At 35.7% G+C, this 24493-nt stretch carries 15 protein-coding genes; 11 read left to right on the forward strand and 4 right to left on the reverse strand.

Annotated features, from left to right (window positions below):
* The first annotated feature begins 77 nt into the window (after positions 1–77).
* The gene (gene mnmE, locus P2W75_RS14585) at positions 78–1478 is read left to right on the forward strand and encodes a tRNA uridine-5-carboxymethylaminomethyl(34) synthesis GTPase MnmE (RefSeq protein ID WP_276381030.1); all 1401 of its coding nucleotides are present in this window, start codon (positions 78–80) and stop codon (positions 1476–1478) included.
* Positions 1479–1552: 74 nt separating this feature from the next.
* Here mnmE and P2W75_RS14590 read toward each other — a convergent pair whose 3' ends face one another.
* On the reverse strand, positions 1553–2233 hold the full coding sequence (locus tag P2W75_RS14590; RefSeq protein ID WP_276381031.1) for a DUF1080 domain-containing protein: 681 nt from the start codon (positions 2231–2233) through the stop codon (positions 1553–1555).
* A gap of 147 nt (positions 2234–2380) precedes the next feature.
* On the reverse strand, positions 2381–3088 hold the full coding sequence (locus P2W75_RS14595; protein ID WP_276381032.1) for a glycoside hydrolase domain-containing protein: 708 nt from the start codon (positions 3086–3088) through the stop codon (positions 2381–2383).
* A 115-nt stretch (positions 3089–3203) separates the two neighbouring features.
* Between P2W75_RS14595 and P2W75_RS14600 the strand changes: the two genes are divergently transcribed.
* The 10 genes from P2W75_RS14600 to P2W75_RS14645 all read left to right on the forward strand — a co-directional run bounded on the left by P2W75_RS14600 (position 3204) and on the right by P2W75_RS14645 (position 23462).
* On the forward strand, positions 3204–5192 hold the full coding sequence (locus P2W75_RS14600; protein ID WP_207296123.1) for a GAF domain-containing hybrid sensor histidine kinase/response regulator: 1989 nt from the start codon (positions 3204–3206) through the stop codon (positions 5190–5192).
* A gap of 490 nt (positions 5193–5682) precedes the next feature.
* Positions 5683–6519 (forward strand): T9SS sorting signal type C domain-containing protein, encoded by an 837-nt coding sequence (locus tag P2W75_RS14605; RefSeq protein ID WP_276381033.1) that lies wholly within the window; start codon positions 5683–5685, stop codon positions 6517–6519.
* Positions 6520–6901: 382 nt separating this feature from the next.
* Positions 6902–8761 (forward strand): glycoside hydrolase family 97 protein, encoded by a 1860-nt coding sequence (locus tag P2W75_RS14610; protein ID WP_276381034.1) that lies wholly within the window; start codon positions 6902–6904, stop codon positions 8759–8761.
* A 277-nt stretch (positions 8762–9038) separates the two neighbouring features.
* Positions 9039–9584 carry an RNA polymerase sigma factor gene (locus tag P2W75_RS14615; protein WP_207296120.1) on the forward strand — a complete coding sequence of 182 codons (546 nt, stop codon included), beginning with the start codon at positions 9039–9041 and terminating at the stop codon, positions 9582–9584.
* A gap of 78 nt (positions 9585–9662) precedes the next feature.
* Positions 9663–10724: a FecR family protein gene (locus P2W75_RS14620; protein ID WP_207296119.1), complete on the forward strand. Its 1062-nt coding sequence runs from the start codon at positions 9663–9665 to the stop codon at positions 10722–10724.
* A gap of 172 nt (positions 10725–10896) precedes the next feature.
* Positions 10897–14457: a SusC/RagA family TonB-linked outer membrane protein gene (locus tag P2W75_RS14625; RefSeq protein WP_207296118.1), complete on the forward strand. Its 3561-nt coding sequence runs from the start codon at positions 10897–10899 to the stop codon at positions 14455–14457.
* Positions 14458–14474: 17 nt separating this feature from the next.
* The gene (locus P2W75_RS14630; RefSeq protein WP_207296117.1) at positions 14475–15830 is read left to right on the forward strand and encodes a RagB/SusD family nutrient uptake outer membrane protein; all 1356 of its coding nucleotides are present in this window, start codon (positions 14475–14477) and stop codon (positions 15828–15830) included.
* Between the two features lie 10 nt (positions 15831–15840).
* Entirely contained in the window at positions 15841–17814 is a 1974-nt protein-coding gene (locus P2W75_RS14635; protein WP_207296116.1) for a TlpA disulfide reductase family protein, read from the forward strand.
* A 24-nt stretch (positions 17815–17838) separates the two neighbouring features.
* Positions 17839–20436: a S9 family peptidase gene (locus P2W75_RS14640; RefSeq protein ID WP_207296115.1), complete on the forward strand. Its 2598-nt coding sequence runs from the start codon at positions 17839–17841 to the stop codon at positions 20434–20436.
* A gap of 230 nt (positions 20437–20666) precedes the next feature.
* Positions 20667–23462, forward strand: coding sequence for a pitrilysin family protein (locus P2W75_RS14645; RefSeq protein WP_276381035.1), 2796 nt, complete (start codon positions 20667–20669; stop codon positions 23460–23462).
* A 229-nt stretch (positions 23463–23691) separates the two neighbouring features.
* On the opposite strand, the gene P2W75_RS14650 is transcribed toward P2W75_RS14645, so the two are convergent.
* Entirely contained in the window at positions 23692–24204 is a 513-nt protein-coding gene (locus P2W75_RS14650; protein WP_207296113.1) for a PRC-barrel domain-containing protein, read from the reverse strand.
* A 65-nt stretch (positions 24205–24269) separates the two neighbouring features.
* Positions 24270–24440 (reverse strand): hypothetical protein, encoded by a 171-nt coding sequence (locus P2W75_RS14655; protein WP_207296112.1) that lies wholly within the window; start codon positions 24438–24440, stop codon positions 24270–24272.
* Positions 24441–24493: the final 53 nt, after the last annotated feature.

The following is a 24493-nucleotide window of genomic DNA, read 5'->3' on the forward strand; positions in this document are numbered from 1 at the left end:
TAAAGTTACGAATAATTCTGAAATTTAACCAGATTCAAGAGCTTTATCACGTTATTCCTTTTTCATACCTTTGCAGCATGATAAATCAAGATTCTATAGTTGCATTGGCCACACCGTCTGGAGCGGGAGCTATTGCTATCATCCGTATCTCGGGAGCTGAAGCGATTTCTATTGGAAATTCGGTTTTTAAATCCATCAAAAACAAGGATTTAACCAAACAAAAAACGCATACACTGCATTTAGGTCATATTGTTGATGATACTAAAATTCTGGATGAAGTTCTCGTTTCGGTTTTTAAGGGGCCTAACTCCTATACCGGCGAAGATACGATTGAAATTTCCTGCCACGGATCTACTTACATTCAACAGCAGATTATTCAATTGTTATTGAGAAAAGGTTGTAGAATGGCTGATGCAGGAGAATTTACACTAAGAGCCTTTTTGAACGGAAAACTAGATTTATCGCAGGCAGAAGCTGTTGCTGATTTGATTTCTTCTGATAACGAGGCTTCTCACCAAATCGCCATGCAGCAAATGCGCGGCGGATTTAGTAATGAAATTGCCAAATTACGCGAAGAACTTCTGAATTTCGCTTCTCTTATAGAGCTTGAACTGGATTTTGCCGAAGAAGATGTAGAATTTGCAGACCGCACTCAGTTTCATGAATTATTAAACCGAATTGAATTTGTTTTAAAACGTCTGATTGATTCTTTTGCGGTTGGGAATGTTATTAAAAACGGAATTCCGGTTGCTATTGTTGGCGAGCCGAATGTAGGTAAATCTACTTTATTGAATGCTTTGCTTAATGAAGAGCGTGCTATTGTTTCTGACATTGCTGGAACAACGCGTGATACAATTGAAGACGAACTCGTAATTGGCGGTGTTGGTTTTAGATTTATCGATACGGCTGGTATCCGCGAAACCAAAGACGTTGTAGAAAGCATCGGAATTAAAAAAACATTTGAAAAAATAGATCAGGCACAAGTGGTCATTTATCTTTTTGACGGTTTGAAATTCAAAACTTCAAGCTTAGAATTTGTTTCGGAAATTGAACAGATTAAAAATAAGTATCCGTTGAAACCCCTGATTATTGTAGTCAACAAAAAGGATATTTTATCTGAAGAAGAAGTTTCGAACATTACCAGTCAGCTTACTGATTTAAATGCAATACTGCTTTTAATTTCGGCAAAACAAAAAATTGGTGTTGAAGATTTGAAAAACCAGCTGCTTTCATTTGTAAATACAGGAGCGCTTCGAAATAACGAAACAATCGTTACGAATACAAGACATTATGATTCTTTACTTAAAGCGCTTGATGAAATTCAAAAAGTGAAATTTGGTCTTGAAACAAACCTTTCAAGTGATTTAATTGCATTGGATATTAAAGAAGCTTTATACCAATTTGGCTTGATTACTGGTCAGGTTTCTAATGACGAATTACTGGGAAATATCTTCGCTAATTTCTGCATCGGAAAATAGAACTGTAAATTTAGAATGCTTACCTAAATCAAGTTCTATTTTTTTGCTTTTTGTCAGAATAACAGTAACTATAGCTATAGTTCTTTGATTAGAATATTGCGAAAGTATACTTTGTCTCCGTGATCTTGTAACGCTATCCTTCCTTTTTTAAAGGTTCCAAATTCAGGCCATCCTGCAAATTTACTATCTGCAATGCGCTTTTGAAAAGCCGCGTCCCAAAGCACTGTTTCTACTACAATAACTCCATTTAGGATAAAAGTTAAGTTTCCATTCTTGCTGATAATTTCAGCTGTATTCCATTTACCGGTTTCTCTCACTGGTTCTGATCTGCTCTGGATTAAATCGTACAAATCTCCTGCGCGGTGTTTTTTAATTTTTCCATCAGGATGTTTTTCATTATCAAGGATCTGCATTTCCAAACCGGTACTATATGTATTTTGATATTTTTGCGCATCTTCGTTGACATAAAAAATAATTCCGCTGTTACTGCCTTTTTCTGTTTTCCAATCTAATTTTAAATGGAAATTTTGAAATTCAGCATCCGTTACCAAATCTCCACCCTGCCCATTAACTGCCGCTTGAGGATCAAAATAAAGTATGCCGTCTTGTGCTTTCCAGCCTGATCCTGCAGCAGTTTTTCCGTAGGAATGCCAGCCAGCTGTTGATTTTCCATCAAAAAGAGCTTTAAAATCTTTTTGTGCCTCAATTGTTCCTATACATATTAAACTTAGTAAGACTGCTAACTTTTTCTTCATTTTTATAATTCTTTATTTATTACTAACTATTAAATTATTTCTTAAAAGCTTCTTTGATACATCTCCTATATTCAAAACTGCTTTTTCTATTATAAAGATCCTAAAAAACATTGATAATACCATACCTTTACATAACACAAAAATCTGCTAGTGTGTATCGAGTTCGACTTCACCTCCATTTTTAAAAAGGTCATGCGAAATAAAATAGCTATTGTTTAACTTTCCATTGATCTTGATAGCTTTCAGATTTCTTCTTTCTGAGTTATTTCTAATTCTGAGCTTTTTCCAAGATGGCATGATCCAAACCACCTCCTTAAAAATTGGAACGGTAACAAGGTATTCTGGATCAGCTGGTGACAGCGGATATAGTCCTAACGCACCAAATACATACCAAGAAGACATTTCACCAGCATCATCCATTCCGGACATGGCTAATTTTTCAGGCCCTATTCCGTACATGGTTTCCAAAATTTCGTCAATCCTTTTTTGTGATTTTTCAGGTTTATCTACAAAATAATACGAAAACGGCGCTTCGTGATCTGGCTGGTTTCCATGACAGTATTGGCCAATAAAACCTGAAAGATTCCAAGCAATATAATCTGGATTCCACGGTTTGGTAAAAAACTGGTCTAATTTTTTTTCAAAAGCTTCTGCTCCTCCATACAAATCAACGAGTCCTTTCATATCATGAGGAGCAAAAAACGAAACCTGCCATGCATTGGCTTCGCGGTACATATATTCATAATACGGAAATTCAGGATTAAAAGGAGTAATCCAATTGCCATTTTCGAGTCTGCCACGCATAAAGGCTGTTGATGTATCAAAAACATTTGCATAGTTTTTTGAACGTTTCATCAGGTCATTAAATAACAGTTAAATGAAAAGCTGTAAATTATATAATCAGCCTTCAAAAAATATATAAAACATTAATAAACAGTCTTTTGTAACTTACCTATTAATTTTATAGGTCATGAAAGCTACCAAAATGCCCATACCTCGTAATGAAGCGCAGCGTCTTGACGCCTTAAAACGTTATAACATTCTGGATACGCTTCCCGATAACGCCTTTGATGATGCTACAGCCCTTGTGTCCTACATTTGCGGAGTTCCGATTGCTTATATTTCCTTTATCGATGAGAACCGTCAATGGTTTAAATCTGAAACTGGACTAGGCGTCTCGCAAGTACCAAGAGAAATCACCTTCTGCCGCTATACAATCATGGATTCCAAATTGGTTGAAATTCCCGATACTCTCCTCAGCGAACGTTTCAAAGATGATCCCAATGTAACAGGCGGTTTTAAAATACGTTTTTACGCAGGAGTTCCTCTTACCACTCCTGATGGCTATCATATTGGCGTGCTTTGCGCAGCAGATCATGTGCCTAAAAAACTCAATGCGAGGCAGCGCAGTGCGCTTAAGATTGTGGCTCGCCACGTTATCAACACTCTGGAACTCGAAACCAAAAACAATGAACTTGCCAGTCAAAAAAAAATAGCCGAACGCGCCGTGGCGGCTAAAGAAAATTTTCTAGCCAATATGAGCCATGAAATCAGAACACCGCTGAATGCCGTTATCGGATTTACGGAACTTCTGGCTGGCACCAAACTCGACCAACAGCAGCGCATATTTGTGCAAGATGTGCAGACGGCTGGAGAAAACCTGCTGTTGATTGTTAATGATATACTCGATCTTTCTAAAATTGAATCAGGAGGACTTACACTTGATATACAGCCTTTTAATCTCAAAAAAGCACTGCGTCATGTTTATGATTTGCTCAAGGTCAAAGCCGTTCCTGAGGTAGAATTCAACCTATATCTCGATGCAGAACTTCCTGAAATGGTTTCTGGAGATCAAGGAAGACTCAACCAAATACTGGTCAATCTGGCAGGAAATGCACTGAAGTTTACCAGTGAAGGCGAAGTGACGATTTCGGTCAAAAAAACTGGAGAAACACACGACGCTTACCAGCTCCGTTTTTCGGTGAAAGATACTGGGATAGGTATTCCCCAAGAATACCTTGATACGGTTTTTGAACGTTTTACTCAGGCCGAGGAAAGCACCACACGAAAATTTGGAGGCACTGGACTTGGTCTTAATATTGTTAAACAGCTTGTAGAACTGCATGATTCCCAGATACAAGTTAAAAGCCGCGAGGGATACGGCTCGGAATTTTTCTTTACGGCTTCTTATAAAAAAGCCTCGTTTGAGGAAGAGCAGCGAGAAAGCAAACCCGTAAACGACTTGGGAAGACTCAGTATACTGCTCTGTGAGGACAATAGGCTGAATCAGAAACTCGCACAGAATGTTATTGAAAGTTTCGGATTTGAAATTGATACTGCTGAAAATGGCGAACAGGGAATAGAATTACTATCGCACAAGAAATATGATTTGGTGCTGATGGATCTTCAGATGCCGGTAAAAGACGGTTACCAAACCACAGAATATATCCGCCGTGAGATGAATAATCCTATTCCCATTATTGCGATGACGGCGCATTCGCTCGCTGGCGAACAAGACCGCTGCTACAAAGCCGGAATGGACGGTTATGTGCCAAAACCCTTTAAACAGCATGAACTGCTTCAAGCTATTAAAACTGCCGTGAAAAAAGAGAGTCGCAATTTACAGCGCCCAAAAGCAGATTTATCCCAAATAGAAGAAACAGATCGAATTAAACCAGGCTGGAAAAAAGAAGTGACAAGCCAGTTTATCGAAAAGGCACCCATAGAGCTTAAAGAATTGCAGAGCGCTGTAAAACGAAATGATTTCGAAACAGTGCTGCAAACCGCAGAACAGCTCCAACTATGGCTTCATCTCTTTCTTCTGGAAAGTCTCAGCGAAAATCTGCGTGCTGTTGAAAGAGAAGCTATCGGAAGAAAATTTACAGCCGAAACAGCCGATCATCTCGATATACTGCACTGTTGTATTCTTGAAATTATAAAAGATCTCAAAGGGAAGTAAAAAGACAGTCTTTTCTGTAAATTGAAATCATTTTTCTGTAAAAACTGCTACCTTTTATTACAATACTCTAATTAAATTATTTTAAAGTTCAAATTCTCAATTTTAACACAGTTGTGACAAATAATAAAAAATTAAACAATAGTGTTAAATTAAAATTTAAATTTTCTTTTTTCGTGTAAAATTTCATACCTTAATGTAATATTTGATCGACCAAAAGCAAAAAACACCGATATACTGCTTAAAAGGGCACTACAACTTTTAAGTTTTGTTTAGACTGCAGCTAACCATTATCATGTTTTTTCTTCTGTCTTTCGAATTAATCTCAATATTTAAATTGCAGCTATAGAAAAACAACTACTTTAATAAATTTTAATTTTTTATTTATTGCAGAGGCACTTTACAGTGTCTCCGGTTTTCTACATCTGTTATCTAAAATTTGAGAAGCAAATAGTGGCACTCAGCCTATTTTTTAAATTTTAATTATCAAATTATGAAAAAGCTTTTCTTTTCATTCATACTGCTTTTAGCTGCTCAGTATGTTATTTCATTAAACTCAAATCCATTTTTATCTAAGCCCTTACTAAAGGAAAACGCATTCTTAAAATTTAAAGACCCAGCTCCCGAATTTAAAAGTGCATTAGAAGTGGAAAGACACCGTGTATGGCTTAATCTGACCAATCCCGAAGGCCTTTTTAAACAGCTGCTCATAGGATATATTACAGGAGCAACCAATGGATGGGATCATCAATACGATGCCCCTACTATCGACGGTAATGTATATGCCGATTTTTACAGTATTAATGAAGATAGAAAGCTGGTAATTCAAGGCCGTGCCGTGCCCTTTGATCCATCAGATATTGTTCCGCTTGGCTACCGATCATCCATAATAGGAAACCTTACCATTTCTATTGACCATGCAGATGGTATTTTAGAAACACGGGATATATTTCTAAAGGATAAAGTAACAGGAAAACTGCACAATCTGAAAAAGGGTTCTTATACCTTCTCTACTCTCGCAGGGGTTTTTCAAGATCGTTTTGTACTGTTTTATGATCCAGATATCAAATTAGGAATGAACGATGATGTGAAAAATAATTTACAGCCTCTTTTTGTCACTTCAAAAGATAAAGTGATCAGTCTAAAATCTGAAAATGCACCTTTACAGGAAGTTGCTGTTTATGATATTTCGGGAAAAATTCTTTTCAGCAGCCAAAAGATCGGAGCGCCGCAGCTCGAAATCAATTCCATTGACTCAGGCAGCCAGATTCTATTGGTTAAGACCACTTTAGAAAATGGTCTTGTAATGACTAGGAAAGTGCTATTCTAGCTTTTATGATCCTAAAAATTACGCATACCGATTAAAGTTTCTGTTCTACTGTGTTAAAACAGTAAACTAAACTAACAGGAAACTTATTTTTGTATGTCAACAAATTATAGTTCATTTTGTACTGTTTGTAATTTGGGAAATATCTCAATGTAACCATAAAATGAAACTTCTATAGAGCACAAGGTTTACTTCTTCTTAAACCTTGTGCTTTATTTTTATAAATAAAAAACAGTTGTTCCTCGTTGTCCCTATCTGATCTGTAAATCCCATAATGATTTATTACATAGATTTGTTAGATTTGTTAATTCCAGAAAATGAGAGAACCTATTTATTCTACTATTGGAAATTAGATTGAGTATTTGCCGACATAAAAAACTAAAAAATGAAGTTTAAAACGAAATTAATCATATTTGTAGTAGCCGTTCAATTGCCGGCTATTTTATCTGCACAATCAAAACAGCATCTGGTTACAGTCACTTCTCCAGATAAAAAGCTTGAGGTTCAAATTCAACAAACCAGCGCAAATACCATAGAATATAATTTTCGGGCAGATAATCAGGTATTGATAAAACAAAGCAAACTTGGACTCGAATCTGCAAATACCATCCATTGGAATAAAGTCAGCAGTTCGTCTGTAAAAAGTGTTTGGAAACCAATTTGGGGTAAAAGAAAAAATGTTCCCGATAATTACAATCAAATTATAATAGATCTTACACTCTATCAAATTAAAGTAAGAGTATACAATGATGGAATGGCTTTTAGATATGAAGGATTAGCTTCAGAAAAAGAACTAACAGAATTCAATTTTGCGGCCAACTATTCAGCTTGGTATTATAATGGAGAAAGGCATAATATAGGTCCTGAAAAATTAAATGAGGCAGCTGATATTCGAAAGCCTGTTATGGTTATCAAAGCAGCAGAAAATAGTTATATGGCCGTGCATGAAGCTGATCTCGAAAGCGGTGAGCCTTTACTTTTGCAGCCGCAAAAAGGAACTACTTTATTTTCCGTGCCTTCAAAAAATGCTAAAGCATGGAGAGTAGTGATGTATGGAAGGAGTCCAGGAGAATTAACGGATTCTCATTTAATTGAATTACTTAATCCTGAACCCGCTAAAGGAGCAGATTTTTCATGGGTAAAACCCGGTATAGCTGTATGGGACTGGCGTACTGATGGTGCGCAAGCTGATGGCTTTAAATATGAAATGTCACTAGAATCGTGGAAACGCATGATCGATCTGGCATCTGCAAATGAAATGAAATCGTTAGTATTAGACGCCAACTGGTATGGGGAAGAATTTAACAAAGAGTCCGATCCTTTAAAAGGTGGTAAAGTACAGCAGGTACATCAAATCATTGCGTATGGAAAACAAAAAAATGTAGGTGTCTGGCTGTATTTAAATGATGTTGGAGGAAAAAATTATCCTTTAGAAAAAACATTGAAACAATATGGAGACTGGGGAGCGGCCGGTGTAAAATATGGTTTTATGCAGGGAACGCCAGAGCAAAAAAACATACATACACAACTTATCACAAAACTTTGTGCGGAAAACCATTTAATGGTTGATTTTCATGATGATCCGGTTCACCCTTATGGACAAATGAGAACCTGGCCTAATGCAGTTACGCGAGAGTTTTGTCAGGCGCAATCCGATGCACGCAGGGTATTTGAGCCCAAAACATTTGTAACCTCTGTCTTTGTCAACATGGTAGCGGGACCTATTGATATGAACAATGGTACCTTCGATATGGAGCAGAAAGGAAGAGTCGACAATCCAATGCCGGTACCTTCTACCATTACAGCAGAAGCGGCACGCACACTTATAACCTTTTCTGGCGCAACCATTATTCCTGATATTCCTGAAAACTACAATAAATACCCTGAATTATTAACTTTTATACGTTCACAAAAACAACCTTGGCAGGAAAGCAAAACAATCAGCGGGGAAATTGGACAGTATATTGTGATGGCACGTCAGGCTGTAGATGGAAACTGGCTGATAGCCGCAGCCACAAATGAAGATGGCCGTTCGCTCCGTATTCCTCTAACAGTATTAGGAAAAGGCACTTACAAAGCAATGATTATTCAAGATGGAAAAGACGCCGATTTCAGAAGCAACAAAGTGAGTCATGAAACCATTTCCAAAGAAGTGACCAGCCATGACTTTATTGATGTTACACTTGCGCCAGGTGGAGGAGCTTGTATTTTATTACAAAAAGAAAAATTGTCCTTGAAAAAGTAAACGGTTTATTTGAAAAAGTATATTTCGAAACTAAACCTTGTAAATAGAATAGTAACTACCCAAAAGTGAAATTAATTTTTACATGCATTAGTACCTTTTTACGGCTCATGTGTAAGTATTAACTAATTTCTAATGATGCTTTCTTTTATTTTAACAAAATAATAGCCATTATTTTGACCAAAATCTTCAAAATCATGCGTAATATTTGAAAAATTATCCAATTAACTGATAAAAGTTATAGATTTGCTATAAAAACACAAGCAATTCTATTCCTTTAATGGAAAATACCACCACAGATATTTCTTTATGGCAGCAGATTAAAAAAGGTGACATTACCGCCTTTGAAAATCTGTACGATAGTTATGCTGATGTTTTATTAACTTTTGCACTTCAATATACAAATGAAGCATCAGAAGCTCAAGATGCTGTACATGATGTTTTTTTAGATCTCTACCGCTATAAAAACAATCTTTCTGATCCTGTAAATGTAAAATCTTATCTTTTAAAAATTACCCAGAGAAATATTTTGCGTAAGAACAAAAGCAGAGAAAAGTTATTTATATATGATGAAGACCATCAGCAGAAAGCTTTAGAAGAAACTTCATTTGAACAAACCTTAATCGAAGAGGAAAAAATTTTAGAATTAAATTCAAAATTGGCTTTTGCAATGCAGGACCTTACCGAAAAACAGCGCAAAGCTTTGTTTTACCGATTCAATGAAAACAAACCATACGAAGAAATTGCTTACATCTTAGATATATCTGTCGAATCATGCAGAACATTGATTTACAGATGTTTAAAAGAATTGCGAAAAAAACTTTAAAAAAAGGTTATTTTTTTTGTCTATGTTTTTAGAGAAACGTTCTCTATATAAATATACACCCCAAAAAAAATAATCAGGATGCAAATTAATTTTAGACAATTATCAGATGAAGAAAAAAAATCCACAAAGGAAAAGATTCATCATGGATTAATTGAACTCCAAAGAAAAGAAGTCCGCCGCAATAGAAACAAAAAACTTTTCACAGTACTTTCCTCAGCAGCTTGTCTTTTGTTGGTGACATTTTTTGTGTTCTACAATACATCCGATTCTAAAAGTAGTCCACAATCAGATTTGGAACGTTTTGCTGAAACACAGCCATCGATAGATTCAAATAGCAATTTAGATAATGTCTCGCTTATTTTGCAAGACCAGAAAACTATAGCAGTACAGGACAGTTCTGTTATCAGTTATGGAAAAAATGGCACAAAACTAACTGTTGGAACACAAACCATTAATACAAGCCCTACTAGTTCTTCTTTTAATACCGTTAGAGTTCCGTACGGCAAAAGAACACAGATCGTGTTGAGCGATGGAACAACAGTATGGCTCAATTCAGGTTCATCCTTAATTTATCCAACCCAATTTGATGGATCAATCCGTGAAGTATATTTAAACGGTGAAGCAGCGTTTGATGTAAGTCATAACAAAGCAAAACCATTTTTTGTAAAAACAAAAGAATGTAATGTACGCGTTTTGGGAACGGTTTTCAATGTGAGTTCATATGCAGAAGACCAAACTATTCAAACAGCATTATTGCAAGGAAAAGTTCGAATTACCTACAATAAAAAAGGATTCATGAGCAATCAGGAACTTCAGCAAGACTTAACGCCTGGAATGATTGCTACAATTGATAAAGATACAAAACAGCTCAAAGTTGAACGAAAAGATGTTGCCTCAATATTGTCGTGGAGAGATGGTTATTTTACCTTCAAAAGCCAATCTTTAGGAACTATTTTAAACAAACTTTCAAAATATTATAAAATAGAATTTATAAAAAGTGCCCATTTAAACCTTGACGCTAATTATTCGGGATCATTAGCTTTAAATGAAAACCTTAATTCGCTGGCAAGCACATTATCCAGTATTACCAATAACAGCTGTACTGTTAACGCCAACCAAAGAACTATTACAATCAAATAAATAAAAAATCAATTCTAAAACCACCAAAGCCTATGATATAAGACCAGAGATACACATATCAACCTTATTTATAAACTAACCAAAAAAAAACCAAAAGATGTTGGCGCATCTTTTGGCAGTTGTAGAACAGCGGCCAATCCTAATTGACTGCATCTTAATCCAAAACAAAATTATGAATAAAAAACATAATTCAGAAAAATTATTTTCTGAACGATACCACTATTACCTATATCTGCTGCTTATGAGATCTCTTACTGCATTTATCTGGATAAGTATGTGTAGTTTATATGCGAACCCTTCTTCAGGGCAAAATAAAATACATGTTCGTTTCAAGAACGCACCGCTCACGGAGGTATTTTCTACTTTAGAAAAACAGGCGAATTATGTCTTTTTCTATAATGATGATGTACTTAATTCTGCCACTACAATTACATTGGACAAAGAGGCAACTTTAGAGGAAATTTTAAACAATGCTTTCAAAAACAATAATCTTACGTATGATATTATCGATAAACAAGTTATTGTAAAGAGAGCTAAAAAAAGACCCGAACAGCTGGAATATGAATTAACAGGGAAAGTGACCGACAAAAAAGGGGCGCCGCTTATTGGCGTAAATGTTATCTTAAAAGGAAAACAAACCTGGGACATTACCCGAAAGGAAGGTGATTATCGCATGAGAGTTGCTCCAAATGATACTATCGTTTTTAGTTCTTTGGGTTTTAAAACCGTAACCATTCCTGTAAACAATAAGAGAATAATTGATGCCGTGCTTGTTCCAGACGTAATGGAACTTCACAGCGTAGAGATTTCTGTTTCTAACGGATATACCGAAATTCCAAAAGAAAGAGTAACCGGATCTATTGGCATAATTAGCGCAAAAGAATTGGCAGAAGTGCCTACAGTAGATATTCAATCAAGACTGGAAGGAAAAATTGCCGGTGTAAATGTAGATCCAAGAACAGGTTCTATCAGCGTGAGAGGAACTAATAATTATGGAGGAACTGGACAGCCGCTAATCGTAATCGATGGTTTTCCGCAATCAAGAGAAGATTTTGCTTTTTCTAAAAGAGGTGTGCCGGGATCTTCTATTTTAAGTTATCTTAATCCAGATGATGTAGAAAGCATTTCGGTTTTAAAAGATGCTGCTGCAAGTTCGATCTGGGGATCTGCGGCTGCCAACGGGGTAATTGTAATCACCACCAAAAAAGGTAAAAAAGGCGAACCAATTATAAATTTTAACACCACAACAACTGTAGGAGAAAAAATTGATTTGGGAAAACTGCGTGTCATGAATTCGGCGCAATATATTGATTACGAAAAAGACCTTGTAAATGGCGGTTTCGCTGCTGATAATATTTCCAACTGGCAGGCTCTTAACCCAAGCGCGGCGCAGGAAATTATGTTTAGACAAAAAAGAGGTGAAATTTCTGAGGCACAAAGAGATCTTCTGCTAAACCAGTTATCACAAAATAATAATTTGAATCAAATAGACCGATACTTACTTAGAAATTCCTTTACCACGCAATATGATTTATCTATAAATGGCGGAACCGAAAAAAGCACTTACTATTTGTCTTTAGGTTATAACAAAGATAATGCGGCAATGCAGGCAAATGATTCTAAATCGTATAACATCACGTTAAACAACTCTTTTCAGCTCAAAAGTTTCTTAAAACTGAATACAGGAATCAATTATGTTCCAACAACATACCAAACCAATACTGTTGCAAATGAAGCTTTATCAAATGTATCGGCTACAGCTTTGCGTCCGTACGATATGATTGCCGATGAAAATGGAAATGGAATTGATCGTTATTTTCTTTTTAGGCCAGAAGTTTCACAAGGATTTGAGGCAAAAGGATATTTACCATGGTCTTACAATTATTTAGATGAACTGAATTATTCTAATGTAATAACAAAAGGAGCTAATTTAAGATTAAATGCCAGTTTAACCGCAACAGTTACCAATTGGTTAAATTTTGAAGCATCGGGAATGTATACTTCTATCACAAATAAAACCAAATCTTTGAGTGAATTAGATAGTTATTATACCCGAAATATGATCAATCAGGCGACATCTGTTAACTCCGCTGGAAAATTAGTGTATGGTATACCGCTTGGATCTTATCTATATAACACTAACACCAACAACGATACTCAGAGCATGCGTTTTCAGATGAATATCAATAAGAATTTTAATGAAGATAACAGCTTACACTTTTTAGCAGGTACAGAAATAAGAGAAGAACGCAGAGAAGGTTCCAGCCAAAGATACTATGGTTATAACGTGGACACTAACTCGGGACAAGCTGTAAATCCAACAGTTTATTACACTACCGTTTACGGATGGCAGAGTATAATTGGAAGCTCAGATACTAGTATTAATAAATCAAGAAACCGCTATTTATCGTACTATGGATTAGGCTCGTATGATTTCATGAACCGCTACCATATTTCAGGAAGTATTCGTTTTGATGACACCAACCTATTAGGAGCTTCCAAAAAAAATAGAGCGGTACCGCTATGGTCTGCAGGAGCAAAATGGGATGTTAATAAAGAGTTTTTCTTAAGAGATGTTAGCTGGCTGAGTACTTTAGCTTTTAGAGCTACTTATGGTAAAGCGGCAATCTCTCCTGCTGGTGGTTTTGGAAGCCAAAGCCCTGTAATCAGCATTGGATCTGTCGATTTTAATACGCAATTGCCAATTGGATCTATCAGTGTTCCCGAAAATCCAGAGATTAGATGGGAAACAACCATAACAACAAATTACGGTTTAGATTATGGCTTTTTCAACAATCGTTTACGAGGAAGTGTTGATTTATATTATAAAAAAACAAATGATATTTTAGTAAATCTGCCATTTAACCCAACTTACGGCTGGTCATTTGTAAATTATAACACCGGAACTTTAAAAGGACATGGAGTAGACTTTAGCATTTCAGGAGCTATTTTTAATGGCGATTTTAAATGGAACAGTACTGTAAATCTTGGTTACAATACCAATGAAGTTACCGACTCTCGTTTTAAAGCGACCACTACCAACCAATATCTGTCTGGTGTAACCACAGAAGGTAAAAAGATTGGATATGTGTATGCCTACGACTGGGCGGGATTAGACAGCAACGGACAATCTACCATACGCAAAAAAGACGGTACAATTGTAAATTCAAGTCAAGGAATTGCAGCAGTAGATAAAGACGATTTAAAATATATGGGAACCACATTTGCTCCTTATTCTGGAGGTTTTATGAATGATTTCTCGTTTAAAAACTTCAGATTGGGAGTGCAGATCACCTATTATGGAGGACATGTATTCAGAAATACGGTTTTACAGAATTACCCTTCTTACACAGGAGTGCAATACGGTGCTGTTGCAAAAGATGCCCTTGTTGCAGATCGTTGGAGACAAGCCGGAGACGAAGCCAATACTAATGTTCCTGGTCTGGCAAACATCAGCTTTAATAGTTTAAACCGTTACCAAATGGCAGACATTAATGTACTTCCAGCAGATAACATTAGATTACAGCAGGTTTCATTAGGTTATAATGTGCCAAGCCAATGGTTGGAAAAAACTTTTATAAAATCATTGAGTTTTAATTTTGCAGCAAGGAATTTAGGATTGTTATGGGTTAAAAACGATTTAGGAATCGACCCTCAGTATTTGTCAAACAACAACTACAACACCCTTCCTCCACAGCGTACCTACTCTTTACAATTTAACTGCGGTTTTTAATTTTAAAAAACAGATTTATGAAATTTCTTAAATTCACACTATATATTCTGCCTGCACTTTTGCTAAACTCTTGTAGAGATTATGTTGAAGTAGAGCAAGTTGGAAACAACAGAATTTTAAAATATACTTCAGATTACAGAGCTATTGCTAATGCCTATAATGACATTAGCGGTTCTGGAGGTATTTATTTATTGGCCAATGCCGATGTAGAATTTCCTACGACTTATCAAAATAGTGTAAGTACCATTTGGGCAAACAGCTATACATGGCAGGATAGAATCTACGATCCGTCTCAGGGCGACTCAGACTATATCGGGTTATACAAAGCCATTTATTACAGCAACGTTCTTCTGGATGGTGTTATGAGCAGTGAAAAAGGAACAGATGCCGAGAAAAAAGAAATCTATGCCGAAGCATTTGTTCATAGAGCATTTGCGTACCTTCAGTTAGTAAATACTTACGGTCCTCAGTTTGATCCAGCTTCTGCTAATTCAGAAAAAGCGGTTCCATTATTGTTGAAACCAGAACTGTTTTCGTCATTAGAAAGAAGTACAGTGGGCCAGATTTACGATCAGATTATTTCTGATTTAAAAAGTGCTTTGGCAAATGATATTCAGGATACCCCTCCTTTTAATGTGCTTCCATCCAAAAAAGCAGTTTATGCATTATTAGCAAGAACGTATCTTTATATGGGTCAATATCAATTGAGTCTTGAAAATGCGGAGAAAGCTCTGCAAATGCAAAATGGATTGATTGATTTAAAAACATTTGCAACTGGTTACAGTTATCCCGTTTTAATTCAGAATCCGGAGGTTATATTTTCTAAAACTTTGCTGTTAACGTATAACAGAGCACCTCTTTCTAATGATTTGCTAAGTAGTTTTGGAACCAATGATTTGCGATATGATTACTACACAATTGCTGGTAACGTTGCTATTTCTCCAACTTACACCGGAAGAGGTTTTGGAATTGCTACCTACAGCAATACAAACGGAATTAACGTTGGCGTTTCGGTTCCCGAAATGTATTTAATCGCTGCTGAGTGTTATGCCAGAACAGGGCAAAGTCAAAAAGCCGTGGATTATCTTAATATTCTTAGAGCAAAAAGATTCAGAGCCAATGCCGCGTATCAAGTAAGTGCCACAACAAGTACTGAAGCTCTAAATCTTGTTTTAACAGAAAGACAAAAAGAATTTATAGGAAGAGGTTTCCGCTGGTTCGATCAGCGAAGATTAAATCTTGATCCGGCTTTTCAGAAAACATACACACGAATTTTTAAAGGAAATACCTTTACCCTTGCTCCTAACAGCGATGGATATGTATTCCCAATCAATCAAAATTACATCGATTTAAACCCGGAACTGGGCAAATAAATTCATTACAATGTTAAAAAAATTAAATATCAAACTTTTGGTATTGGCATTTTGCGCCCTTACCATAAAAGTTTCGGCTCAAGAAGTTACATCCAGATTACAAGGAATGGCAGACATTCCTATTCCTGGAACGACTATACATATGACGTATGATCCAAAAGGTGGTCCATTAGAAAACATACAAGAAATCAACGGTTATGCGTATGTTTTCAATGATTACAGATGGGAAATTGAAGATATTAAAATGAAAAAAAATGGCAGTACTTGGAATGCTGATTTTACGGTTCCGAAAAACTGTGCTTTTATGGCTTTCAAATTCTATGGTAATACCGAAAATGGATTAGTTACAGACACTAATCAGGATAAAGGTTATATGCTGGTCGCTTTTAAAGAACCAAAAGTAAAAATGCCCGGAGCCGATTTGGCTTGGGCAACTTTTAGAAACAAAAACTTTAACGGAGAATTTAGCGGGTATTTTAAAGATTTTTCTATTGATGGAGATGCAACCGAATATTGGTTAAAAAAAGAAGTGCAAGACCATCCAGACCGATTTCCTGAATTTTTTGATACCTACATCAAAATCCTAAAAAAACAAAAACCTGAAAAATTTGAGGAGATTGCGCCTAAAATTTTAACGCAATTTTCAAAAAACACAAAAGGAATGCCCGAAGAAGTTTTTGTAAAACTCCGCAATATTTATCTGTTTGATTTAAAAGATCAGAAAAAAGCAGATTCATTAGAAACAGTTATTGAAAAGCAATTTCCAAATGGTGCTCATTCAAGGTTTAAAGCCTATCAAAAAATCAACAAAATTGCTGATGCAGCTGAGAAGTTTAAAGCTGCAAATCAATTTTTAACTGATTTTCCATACAGTAAAGAAGTGCCTGCATCACAAAATTATTTGTATGATAATATTGTAAAAATAAAATTTGGCTATTATTTCGAAACTAAAGATTACAAAAGTATTCTGGCTCTGATTCCAACAATGAATTTTGCCTCAATCAATGACGGTTACCACCAGTATATTTCTAAAGCTTTATACCTAAAATCGGTAGATCCGGCCGTGATCGAGACAATGGCTGTGCCAATGATAAAAGAAATGAAGGCAAAAGTAAATGATCTGTCTTATATGCAGGGAATTTACTGGTCGCCCAATCAGGCAACAGAAAATGCTAAAAATCAATTGAACAATGAATTAGTAATTCAGATTCGTATGTTCGATATGCTGAAAAAGTACAAAGAAGTTCTGGAAACTTTTGATGCGCTTCCATTAGAAAAACGTTACGAAAAAGCAAGCATTAACGACATACACGTAAGAGCTTTAGAAGCATTAAACAAACCTATTATCGAGGTATTGAAAAATGCAGCAAGAAGAAATACTTTATCAGAAGGAATGACGGCTAAATTGAAAGAAGCGTATTTAAAAGAAGGCAAAAAAGAAAGTGATTTTCCTGCCTATTTAGAGCAGCTGAAAAAGGAAAACAAGTCTGAAGAAAAAATCGCTTTAATCGATATCGCCGCTCCTGCCATTAAAGTTCAGGGAACCGATGGAAAAACAAAGCAATTGGATTTAAACAACGGTAAAATTATCGTAATCGATTTTTGGGCAACTTGGTGCGGACCTTGTAAAAAGGCTTTTCCAGCGATGCAGCAATTAGTGACCAACTTCAAAGAAGACCAACAAGTTGAAGTGTACTTCATCAGCACTCAGGAAAATCATGAAGGTTACAAAAAAGCAGCCGTCGCTTATCTAAAAGAAAAAGGACTAAAACTAGATACTTATTTTGATTTAGTAAAAAAAGGCGGTTCTACAAACAATGAATCTTTCTCAAAGTATGCAGCAATTTTCAAATCTAGCGGTATACCGAGAAAAGTAGTAATCAAAAACGGAAAAATTCGTTTTACTTCTGAAGGTTATTCTGGAAATCCCGGACAATTGGTTGATGAACTTACAGGCGTTATCAACGCTTTAAAGAACGAATAATTCGCTTTCTGAAAATCTAATTATATGAAAAAAATAGTCTTACTATGTACACTCGCTTTGGGTGTACATAGTTTATCAGCCCAGAAAAAAACAGTTGACGAATCGGCTTATCAGTCGTGGGAGAGAATTAATAGCAAGTCTTTATCCTACACTGGTAAATGGATGTCGTACAGCACTGTATTTCAAGATGAAGAAAAAGAAAACAAAAAGCAGATTATTGTTCAGGAAGCTCCAAAAGGAAAACGTCTGGTTTTTGAGAATATCAGTGATCTGAAATTCATTGGAAAAAAAGACTGGATTCAGTACACTAAGAAAGACAGTACCATTCTCCAAAATTTAAAAACGGGAGCAAAAAGACTTTGGAAAACAAAACATTATACCAATGCTCTTGCAGGAACTGATTTTCTATACTACACACGTCCAGAGGCTGAAAAAAGTTCCTTTTTTCTCCAGCGTTTGGTTTGTTATAATTTAGAAAGTAATGACAGTATTGCTGTAAACAACATCAAATCATCTCGTTTTTTAAAAAACAAATCCATTGTATACGCACAGATCGAAAAAGACAAAGTGTTTCTAAAACACGGAAATCCAGGCGGTAAACAAGAAACTATCTATAGTGGGAAAGCTTCTGATTTTGGAGATTTTCAATTAAACGATAAAGAAAACGGCGGTACTTTTACTTTAAAAGGAAATAACAGCTCCGATTTTAATATGGTTTATTATTTTAATCTCAATACTAATGCAACAAAAGCCGTATTCAATTATGATGATATCAAATTAAGCGCGTCGGGTTATTCAATTTCAAAAACAGCTTATGGATTAAATGAAAATACTCGCTATATCACTTTATTAGTAAATTCGAATAAGCGTCCAGAAAATACTCAGATTCCAAAATCGGGTGTTGAAATCTGGAGATCAAATCAGGGAACTATGGAACGCAGACAGGAATTGCTGAGAAGTTCAAAAACACTTCCAAGCGAGCAGAAATTTCTTTATGATATCCAGAATAAAAAAGTAATCAAAATTGCTTCAACTGGTGAATTTGATCTGGTTTTAATGCCAGAATCTGGCAACTTTAAAGGCGTTTTTGGTTTAGATAAAAAACCGTATGCTGTAGAAGTAGATTGGACTTTTAACGAACGTAATGATGTTTACTGGATCGATGCCGAAACAGGAAAATCTACAAAAGTATTGACAGGCGTTTTTGGCAGCCCAACTTGGAATCCGCAAGGAAGTTTTGCTGTTTTTTATGATGAAAAGGCAAAAGTGTGGACCGTTTTTGACAGCAGTTCTATGCAATTCAAGAATATCAGTTTACAAATTCCTTTTCCAATTTCAGATGATAATGTAGATATGAAATCGGTAAATACCGCTTACGGAATCGCGGGCTGGTTACATAACGGAAACACAGTCGTTTTATACGATCAGTTTGATTTGTGGGCGATTGACCTTACCAATCAAAAAAAGGCGTATTCGCTCACACAGCAGTATGGAAGAAAAAACAAAACGGAATTTCGATATGGAGAACAAGGTTATTTTGGAAATTTAGACAACATAAAAACCATTCCATTAAATGGTTTCGATATAGAACATAAATCGAAAGGTGTTTATAAACTAGTCGATGCCAATTCTATTACAAAAGTATTCGCTCCTTCAGAATATAACATACGCATTGAAGAAGTTTCTGGAGATAATTCGAGTGTTTTGTTTTCTAAAGAAAGCTATACTATTTTTCCAGATTTATGGTGGGGAACTGAAAATTTTAAATCACAGCAAAGAATTACCAACATCAATCCACAGCAGAAAGAGTATGCTTGGGGAACAGCAAAATTGCTAACGTGGAAAAGTTTTAGTGGCAAAGAAAATCAGGGAAATCTATATCTTCCAGACAACTATGATAGCAAAAAAACATATCCGGTAATTGTTCATTTTTACGAAAAGCATACCGAAGATTTTAATCAGTACCATCAGCCTGAAGTCAGCACTTCCAATATTAATATTCCAACTTTTGTAAGCCAGGGTTATATTGTTTTTCAGCCAGATGTACATTATACGTATGGTGACGTTGGAAACAGCGTGTACAATGATGTCATCAGCGGCGTTGAATATTTAATTTCAAAAGGCATTACCGAGAAAGGCAAAATTGGAATTCAAGGACATAGTTTTGGCGGTTACGAAACTTCTTTCTTAACTACAAAAACAGATCTTTTCAGCTGTGCAATTGTGGGTTCTGGGGTAAGTAATTTTACTGCCAATTATCCTGTAATGCGATCCAATGGTATTTCGACAATGTTTAAATACGAAGCCGATCAATATCGTATGGGAAGTTCTATGCACGATAATCTGGACGGATACATCAAAAATTCGCCTATATTTTCGGCTAAAAACATCCAAACGCCAATCCTTATTTTTCATAATGATAATGACCGCGCAGTGCCTTATCAAGAAGGACAATCTTTGTTTTTTGCACTTCGACGTTTAGGCAAACCTGCTTTATTAGTGAATTACAAAAAAGAAGGACATACTTTAGATGATGCTGCCAATAGAAAAGACTGGACGCTCAAAATGCAGCAGTATTTTGACTTCTATTTAAAAGGTGCTTCACGCCCTGACTGGATGTAATAATTTCTAAAAATGCTTAATAACTTAGACGCGGATTTTACTGATTCGCTTTGCGAAAACGCGGATAAACACAGATAAAAAGAAAAAAAGAAAATCCGTTTTAATCCGCGTTTTCGCGATAGCGAATCCGTTTTATCCGCGTTCCATAAAACTGTTATTTGAAGCTTTCAATAAACAGCAGGGACTTCTTATATCAATTTCAATCAAAAAAAGAACAATAACTATCAAAAATGAAAACAAAATTAATTCTAGCGCATTTCCTGCTTCTGGGTTTATCTCAAGTTTCTGCGCAGTTTAAAACTACTTTTCCGCTGCCCAAAGAAGTCGCACACGGAACGCTTCCAAATGGAATGCAGTATTTTATCATGCACAACGAATGGCCAAAAGACAGAGCCGATTTCTATTTCGTGCAAAACGTTGGAGCCATTTTAGAAAATGATGATCAGGACGGCTTAGCGCATTTTTTGGAACATATGGCTTTTAATGGAACAGAGCATTTTAAAGGAAAAGGAATCATCAACATGCTGGAAAAACAAGGTGTTTCTTTCGGAAAAGATATTAATGCTTATACGGCTTACGACGAAACTGTTTACAACATCAGCAATGTTCCCTCGCAAAACAAAACTTTATTGGATTCTTGTATGTATGTACTGCACGACTGGTCTGGCTCTCTCCTGCTTGCCAATAATGAAATTGATGCCGAAAGAGGCGTGATCCGTGAAGAATGGCGTACCAGAAGAAATGCAGATTACAGAACAGGCGAAAAAATCAACAAAGTAGTTTTTGAAGGTTCAAAATATGCAAAACGAAATGTTATTGGAGATTTAAATGTCATCAATAATTTCAAGTATCAAGTATTACGAGAGTATTACAAGAAATGGTATCAGCCTCAAAATCAAGCTGTCGTAATTGTAGGTGACATCGATGTAACTGTAATCGAAAAACGTGTTAAAGAGATTTTCGGTTCGATACCAAAACCCAAAAAAATCAATAAGAGAACGTATGAAAAAATTCCGTTCCAAAAAGAAAATCGTTATGTACTGGCGACCGACAAAGAGTTGCAGCGTTCTGGAATTTCGCTTTCATACAACAAACCAAAACCTTTAGTTCAAGATCAGGCCGAAATGAACAAAAGCATGCAGGAAAATCTGGCTTTGCAAATGATGAATAACCGATTTAACGAATACATTATCAATAACGAAACTGCAGGTTTGGCATTCGGAATTTCAAATGAAAATCTTTCGAGATTAGATAGTAAATTTTCATTAAATGTTACGCCAAAAAAAGGAAAGTTCATCGAAGCTTTTACCGAAGCTTACCGAGAATTTGAAAGAGCGATGCAAAACGGATTTACACAGCAGGAATTGGACCGTTTGAAAACTAAAATGCGTACCAGCTATGACAATCGTCTAGCAAATAAAGATAAAATTAGAAACAGTTATTGGGCAGAACAATTACAGCTTTATTTTTTAGAATCCAATCCGGTTTTTAGTGTTGAGGGAGAACATGAATGGATTAATGCTTTCTTGAATACTGTTACTTTAGATCAGGTAAATGCTGTATTTAAAGCTTTACAGCCAAAAGATAATTTAGTAATATCAGTTTCTGCACCTGAAGATGCCCCGACGAAATTTCCTGAAGCAAATGAGTATTGGAATGCCATCAAAACTATTACAAATTCAAAATTAGAACCTTACAAAGAAGAAGAATTGACAGCTTCTTTAGTAAAAGAAGAATTGAAAGAAAAAGCAATTCGAAAAACAGAAGAAATTAAAGGATTCGAAAATGCAAAACGATATACGTTGGCAAACGGTGCCAAAGTGATTATCTATCCTACAACTTTGAGTAAAGACCAGATTCTATTTTCGGCTTACAGCGCGGGAGGAAATTCACTTTCAGATTGGAAAGATCTTCCATCAGCACAGATTGCAGCCGCTGTCGTTTCATATTCGGGATTAGGTGATTATAAGTTTACCGATTTAAAAAAGAAACTGACAGGTAAAACGGCCAATGTGAGCCCATACATTGGAGGTTTATACGAAGGTTTTAACGGAAGCAGCAACAAAGAATCTCTCACTACTTTATTACAGCTGGTTTACTTGTATTTCCAGCACCCTAGATTTGACAGCAATACTTTTGATAAAATAAAAGAACAATATCAAAATAAATTGAACAACGCGCCAAACAGCAATGAAAAAGCTTTAAGCGACACTATATCGGTTTTAAACACCAATTACAGCAAACGTAACTGGCTTTTATCACAGGACTTCATTAGTGCTTTAGATTTGAATACGGCAAAAAAAATCTACACTGAACGTTTCTCAAACGCAGGTGATTTCACGTTTCTATTCGTCGGAAACATTTCAGAAAATGACATTGCTGCAATCAACACTTATTTAGGAAATATTCCATCAGAAGAGAAAACGGAGAACTATGTAGATCACAAAATCTTTATGAAAGACGGAAAGGTTGAAAAAACAATTTTTAGAACGATGGATACACCTAAAACAACGGTTTATCTTCATTTTGAAAACAGAGATATAGTCTATAACAAAAAGAATAAAATACTAAGTTATATGGTATCCGAATGGCTTACAAAACGTTACCTAGAAACGATTCGTGAAGAAGAAGGCGGCAGCTATGGGGTACATGCTGGAACCAATTTGTCTCAGTTTCCTTCTCCTCTATTTTCATTAGAAATCAATTTTGACTGCAATCCAGACAAGGCAGATGCATTGGTTAAAATTGTAAATGCAGAAGTTGCAAGGGTGCAGACTGAAAATATTCCTGCCAATATGTTAGAAGACATCAAACAATCCATAATCAAGAATTATCAGGAGCAAATTAAAGAGAATACGTATTGGCTTAATACATTGACCTCTTATGTTCGTAATGATGAAAGTCCTCTTGATATTGAACTTCTTAAAAATATACTAAGTACGATTACTGCAAAGGATTTAAAGGAATTTACAACAAATGCCTTAAAGAAATCAAACAGCGTGCAGGTATTGATGAAAGCAAAATAAGAATCTATTTTGAACCCCATTTCAATTTAAAGGTTTTAAATATTCTTATCGTTTTTTTATTTTTTTTATTTTAATTAGTTTTTAAAGGCTGTCTGTAAGACGGCCTTTATTATTAAAAATACATCGTATCAAATCATCGACTATTGTTTCAAAACAAAAAAGATCAGACGTCTTCAAACATCTGATCTTCGTATTTATAAATCCAGCTTTTAAAACTTTAAAAGAGAGATTAACGATTATCAAATTCTTTTCTGCTGTAAAAAGCATTGTCCTCACTGTCATAAGTTGAACCAGTTTCATCATCAGGATAATAGCTTTTTAAAACCGATCTTTCATAATTGCGGTCAAAATGATGCTGGGTATTGTATCTTCCTGTTCTTCTAAAAGTATCATAGTCGATAGAATTGGCCTGTACAATCTTTGTATCTTTATTAATTGTCACTGAACCAATCGGAATGATTAGATGGCTGTCGCCGTCACGGTACATAAATTCTCGTGTATTTTCGTTGGCAATCGTATCATGAATTTCGTGTTTGCTGTCTTCAATAAGCTCTTTGTCGACATTCACATCCAGATACACCACACGCTGCATATCCTTGTTAACCCATAAATTATCAACTTTTCCTATAGTGCGGTTGTCTGCATCTACTATTTTCCATCCTCTAACATCCGAGTAATTAGAAGCTACTTTATAATCGGAAAGCTCATCGAGCCTGTATAAATTTCTGTCTTTCTTTTCCATGTCTTTTTAATTTAATTATATTGTATCAGTCTCTGCAAATGCAGAACATTACCTTTGTATTCTGCTTATTCAGCAGTTGTAGAATCTACTGGCACAGCATTTTCAACTTCAATAGTGGTTTCGCTTCGCGGTTCAGTGTCTCTTAAAAAAACGTAGTATACCACTGCCCCAATTAACAGCAATGCTATAATCCAAGGCCATACGGGCTTTTTCTTTTCAATTTTAATTTCTGCCATAACTTTATTTTTATATGATTATTTTAACTGTATTATAAAGTTACAAAGCACAA

The sequence above is a fragment of the Flavobacterium sp. H4147 genome, assembly GCF_029360735.1.
Taxonomy (GTDB): domain Bacteria; phylum Bacteroidota; class Bacteroidia; order Flavobacteriales; family Flavobacteriaceae; genus Flavobacterium; species Flavobacterium endoglycinae.

Excerpts from the sequence above, each read along its gene's own strand:
- mnmE (WP_276381030.1), top strand. The coding sequence starts at position 78 with ATGATAAATCAAGATTCTATAGTTGCATTGGCCACACCGTCTGGAGCG.
- P2W75_RS14590 (WP_276381031.1), bottom strand. The coding sequence starts at position 2,233 with ATGAAGAAAAAGTTAGCAGTCTTACTAAGTTTAATATGTATAGGAACA.
- P2W75_RS14595 (WP_276381032.1), bottom strand. The coding sequence starts at position 3,088 with ATGAAACGTTCAAAAAACTATGCAAATGTTTTTGATACATCAACAGCC.
- P2W75_RS14600 (WP_207296123.1), top strand. The coding sequence starts at position 3,204 with ATGAAAGCTACCAAAATGCCCATACCTCGTAATGAAGCGCAGCGTCTT.
- P2W75_RS14605 (WP_276381033.1), top strand. The coding sequence starts at position 5,683 with ATGAAAAAGCTTTTCTTTTCATTCATACTGCTTTTAGCTGCTCAGTAT.
- P2W75_RS14610 (WP_276381034.1), top strand. The coding sequence starts at position 6,902 with ATGAAGTTTAAAACGAAATTAATCATATTTGTAGTAGCCGTTCAATTG.
- P2W75_RS14615 (WP_207296120.1), top strand. The coding sequence starts at position 9,039 with ATGGAAAATACCACCACAGATATTTCTTTATGGCAGCAGATTAAAAAA.
- P2W75_RS14620 (WP_207296119.1), top strand. The coding sequence starts at position 9,663 with ATGCAAATTAATTTTAGACAATTATCAGATGAAGAAAAAAAATCCACA.
- P2W75_RS14625 (WP_207296118.1), top strand. The coding sequence starts at position 10,897 with ATGAATAAAAAACATAATTCAGAAAAATTATTTTCTGAACGATACCAC.
- P2W75_RS14630 (WP_207296117.1), top strand. The coding sequence starts at position 14,475 with ATGAAATTTCTTAAATTCACACTATATATTCTGCCTGCACTTTTGCTA.
- P2W75_RS14635 (WP_207296116.1), top strand. The coding sequence starts at position 15,841 with ATGTTAAAAAAATTAAATATCAAACTTTTGGTATTGGCATTTTGCGCC.
- P2W75_RS14640 (WP_207296115.1), top strand. The coding sequence starts at position 17,839 with ATGAAAAAAATAGTCTTACTATGTACACTCGCTTTGGGTGTACATAGT.
- P2W75_RS14645 (WP_276381035.1), top strand. The coding sequence starts at position 20,667 with ATGAAAACAAAATTAATTCTAGCGCATTTCCTGCTTCTGGGTTTATCT.
- P2W75_RS14650 (WP_207296113.1), bottom strand. The coding sequence starts at position 24,204 with ATGGAAAAGAAAGACAGAAATTTATACAGGCTCGATGAGCTTTCCGAT.
- P2W75_RS14655 (WP_207296112.1), bottom strand. The coding sequence starts at position 24,440 with ATGGCAGAAATTAAAATTGAAAAGAAAAAGCCCGTATGGCCTTGGATT.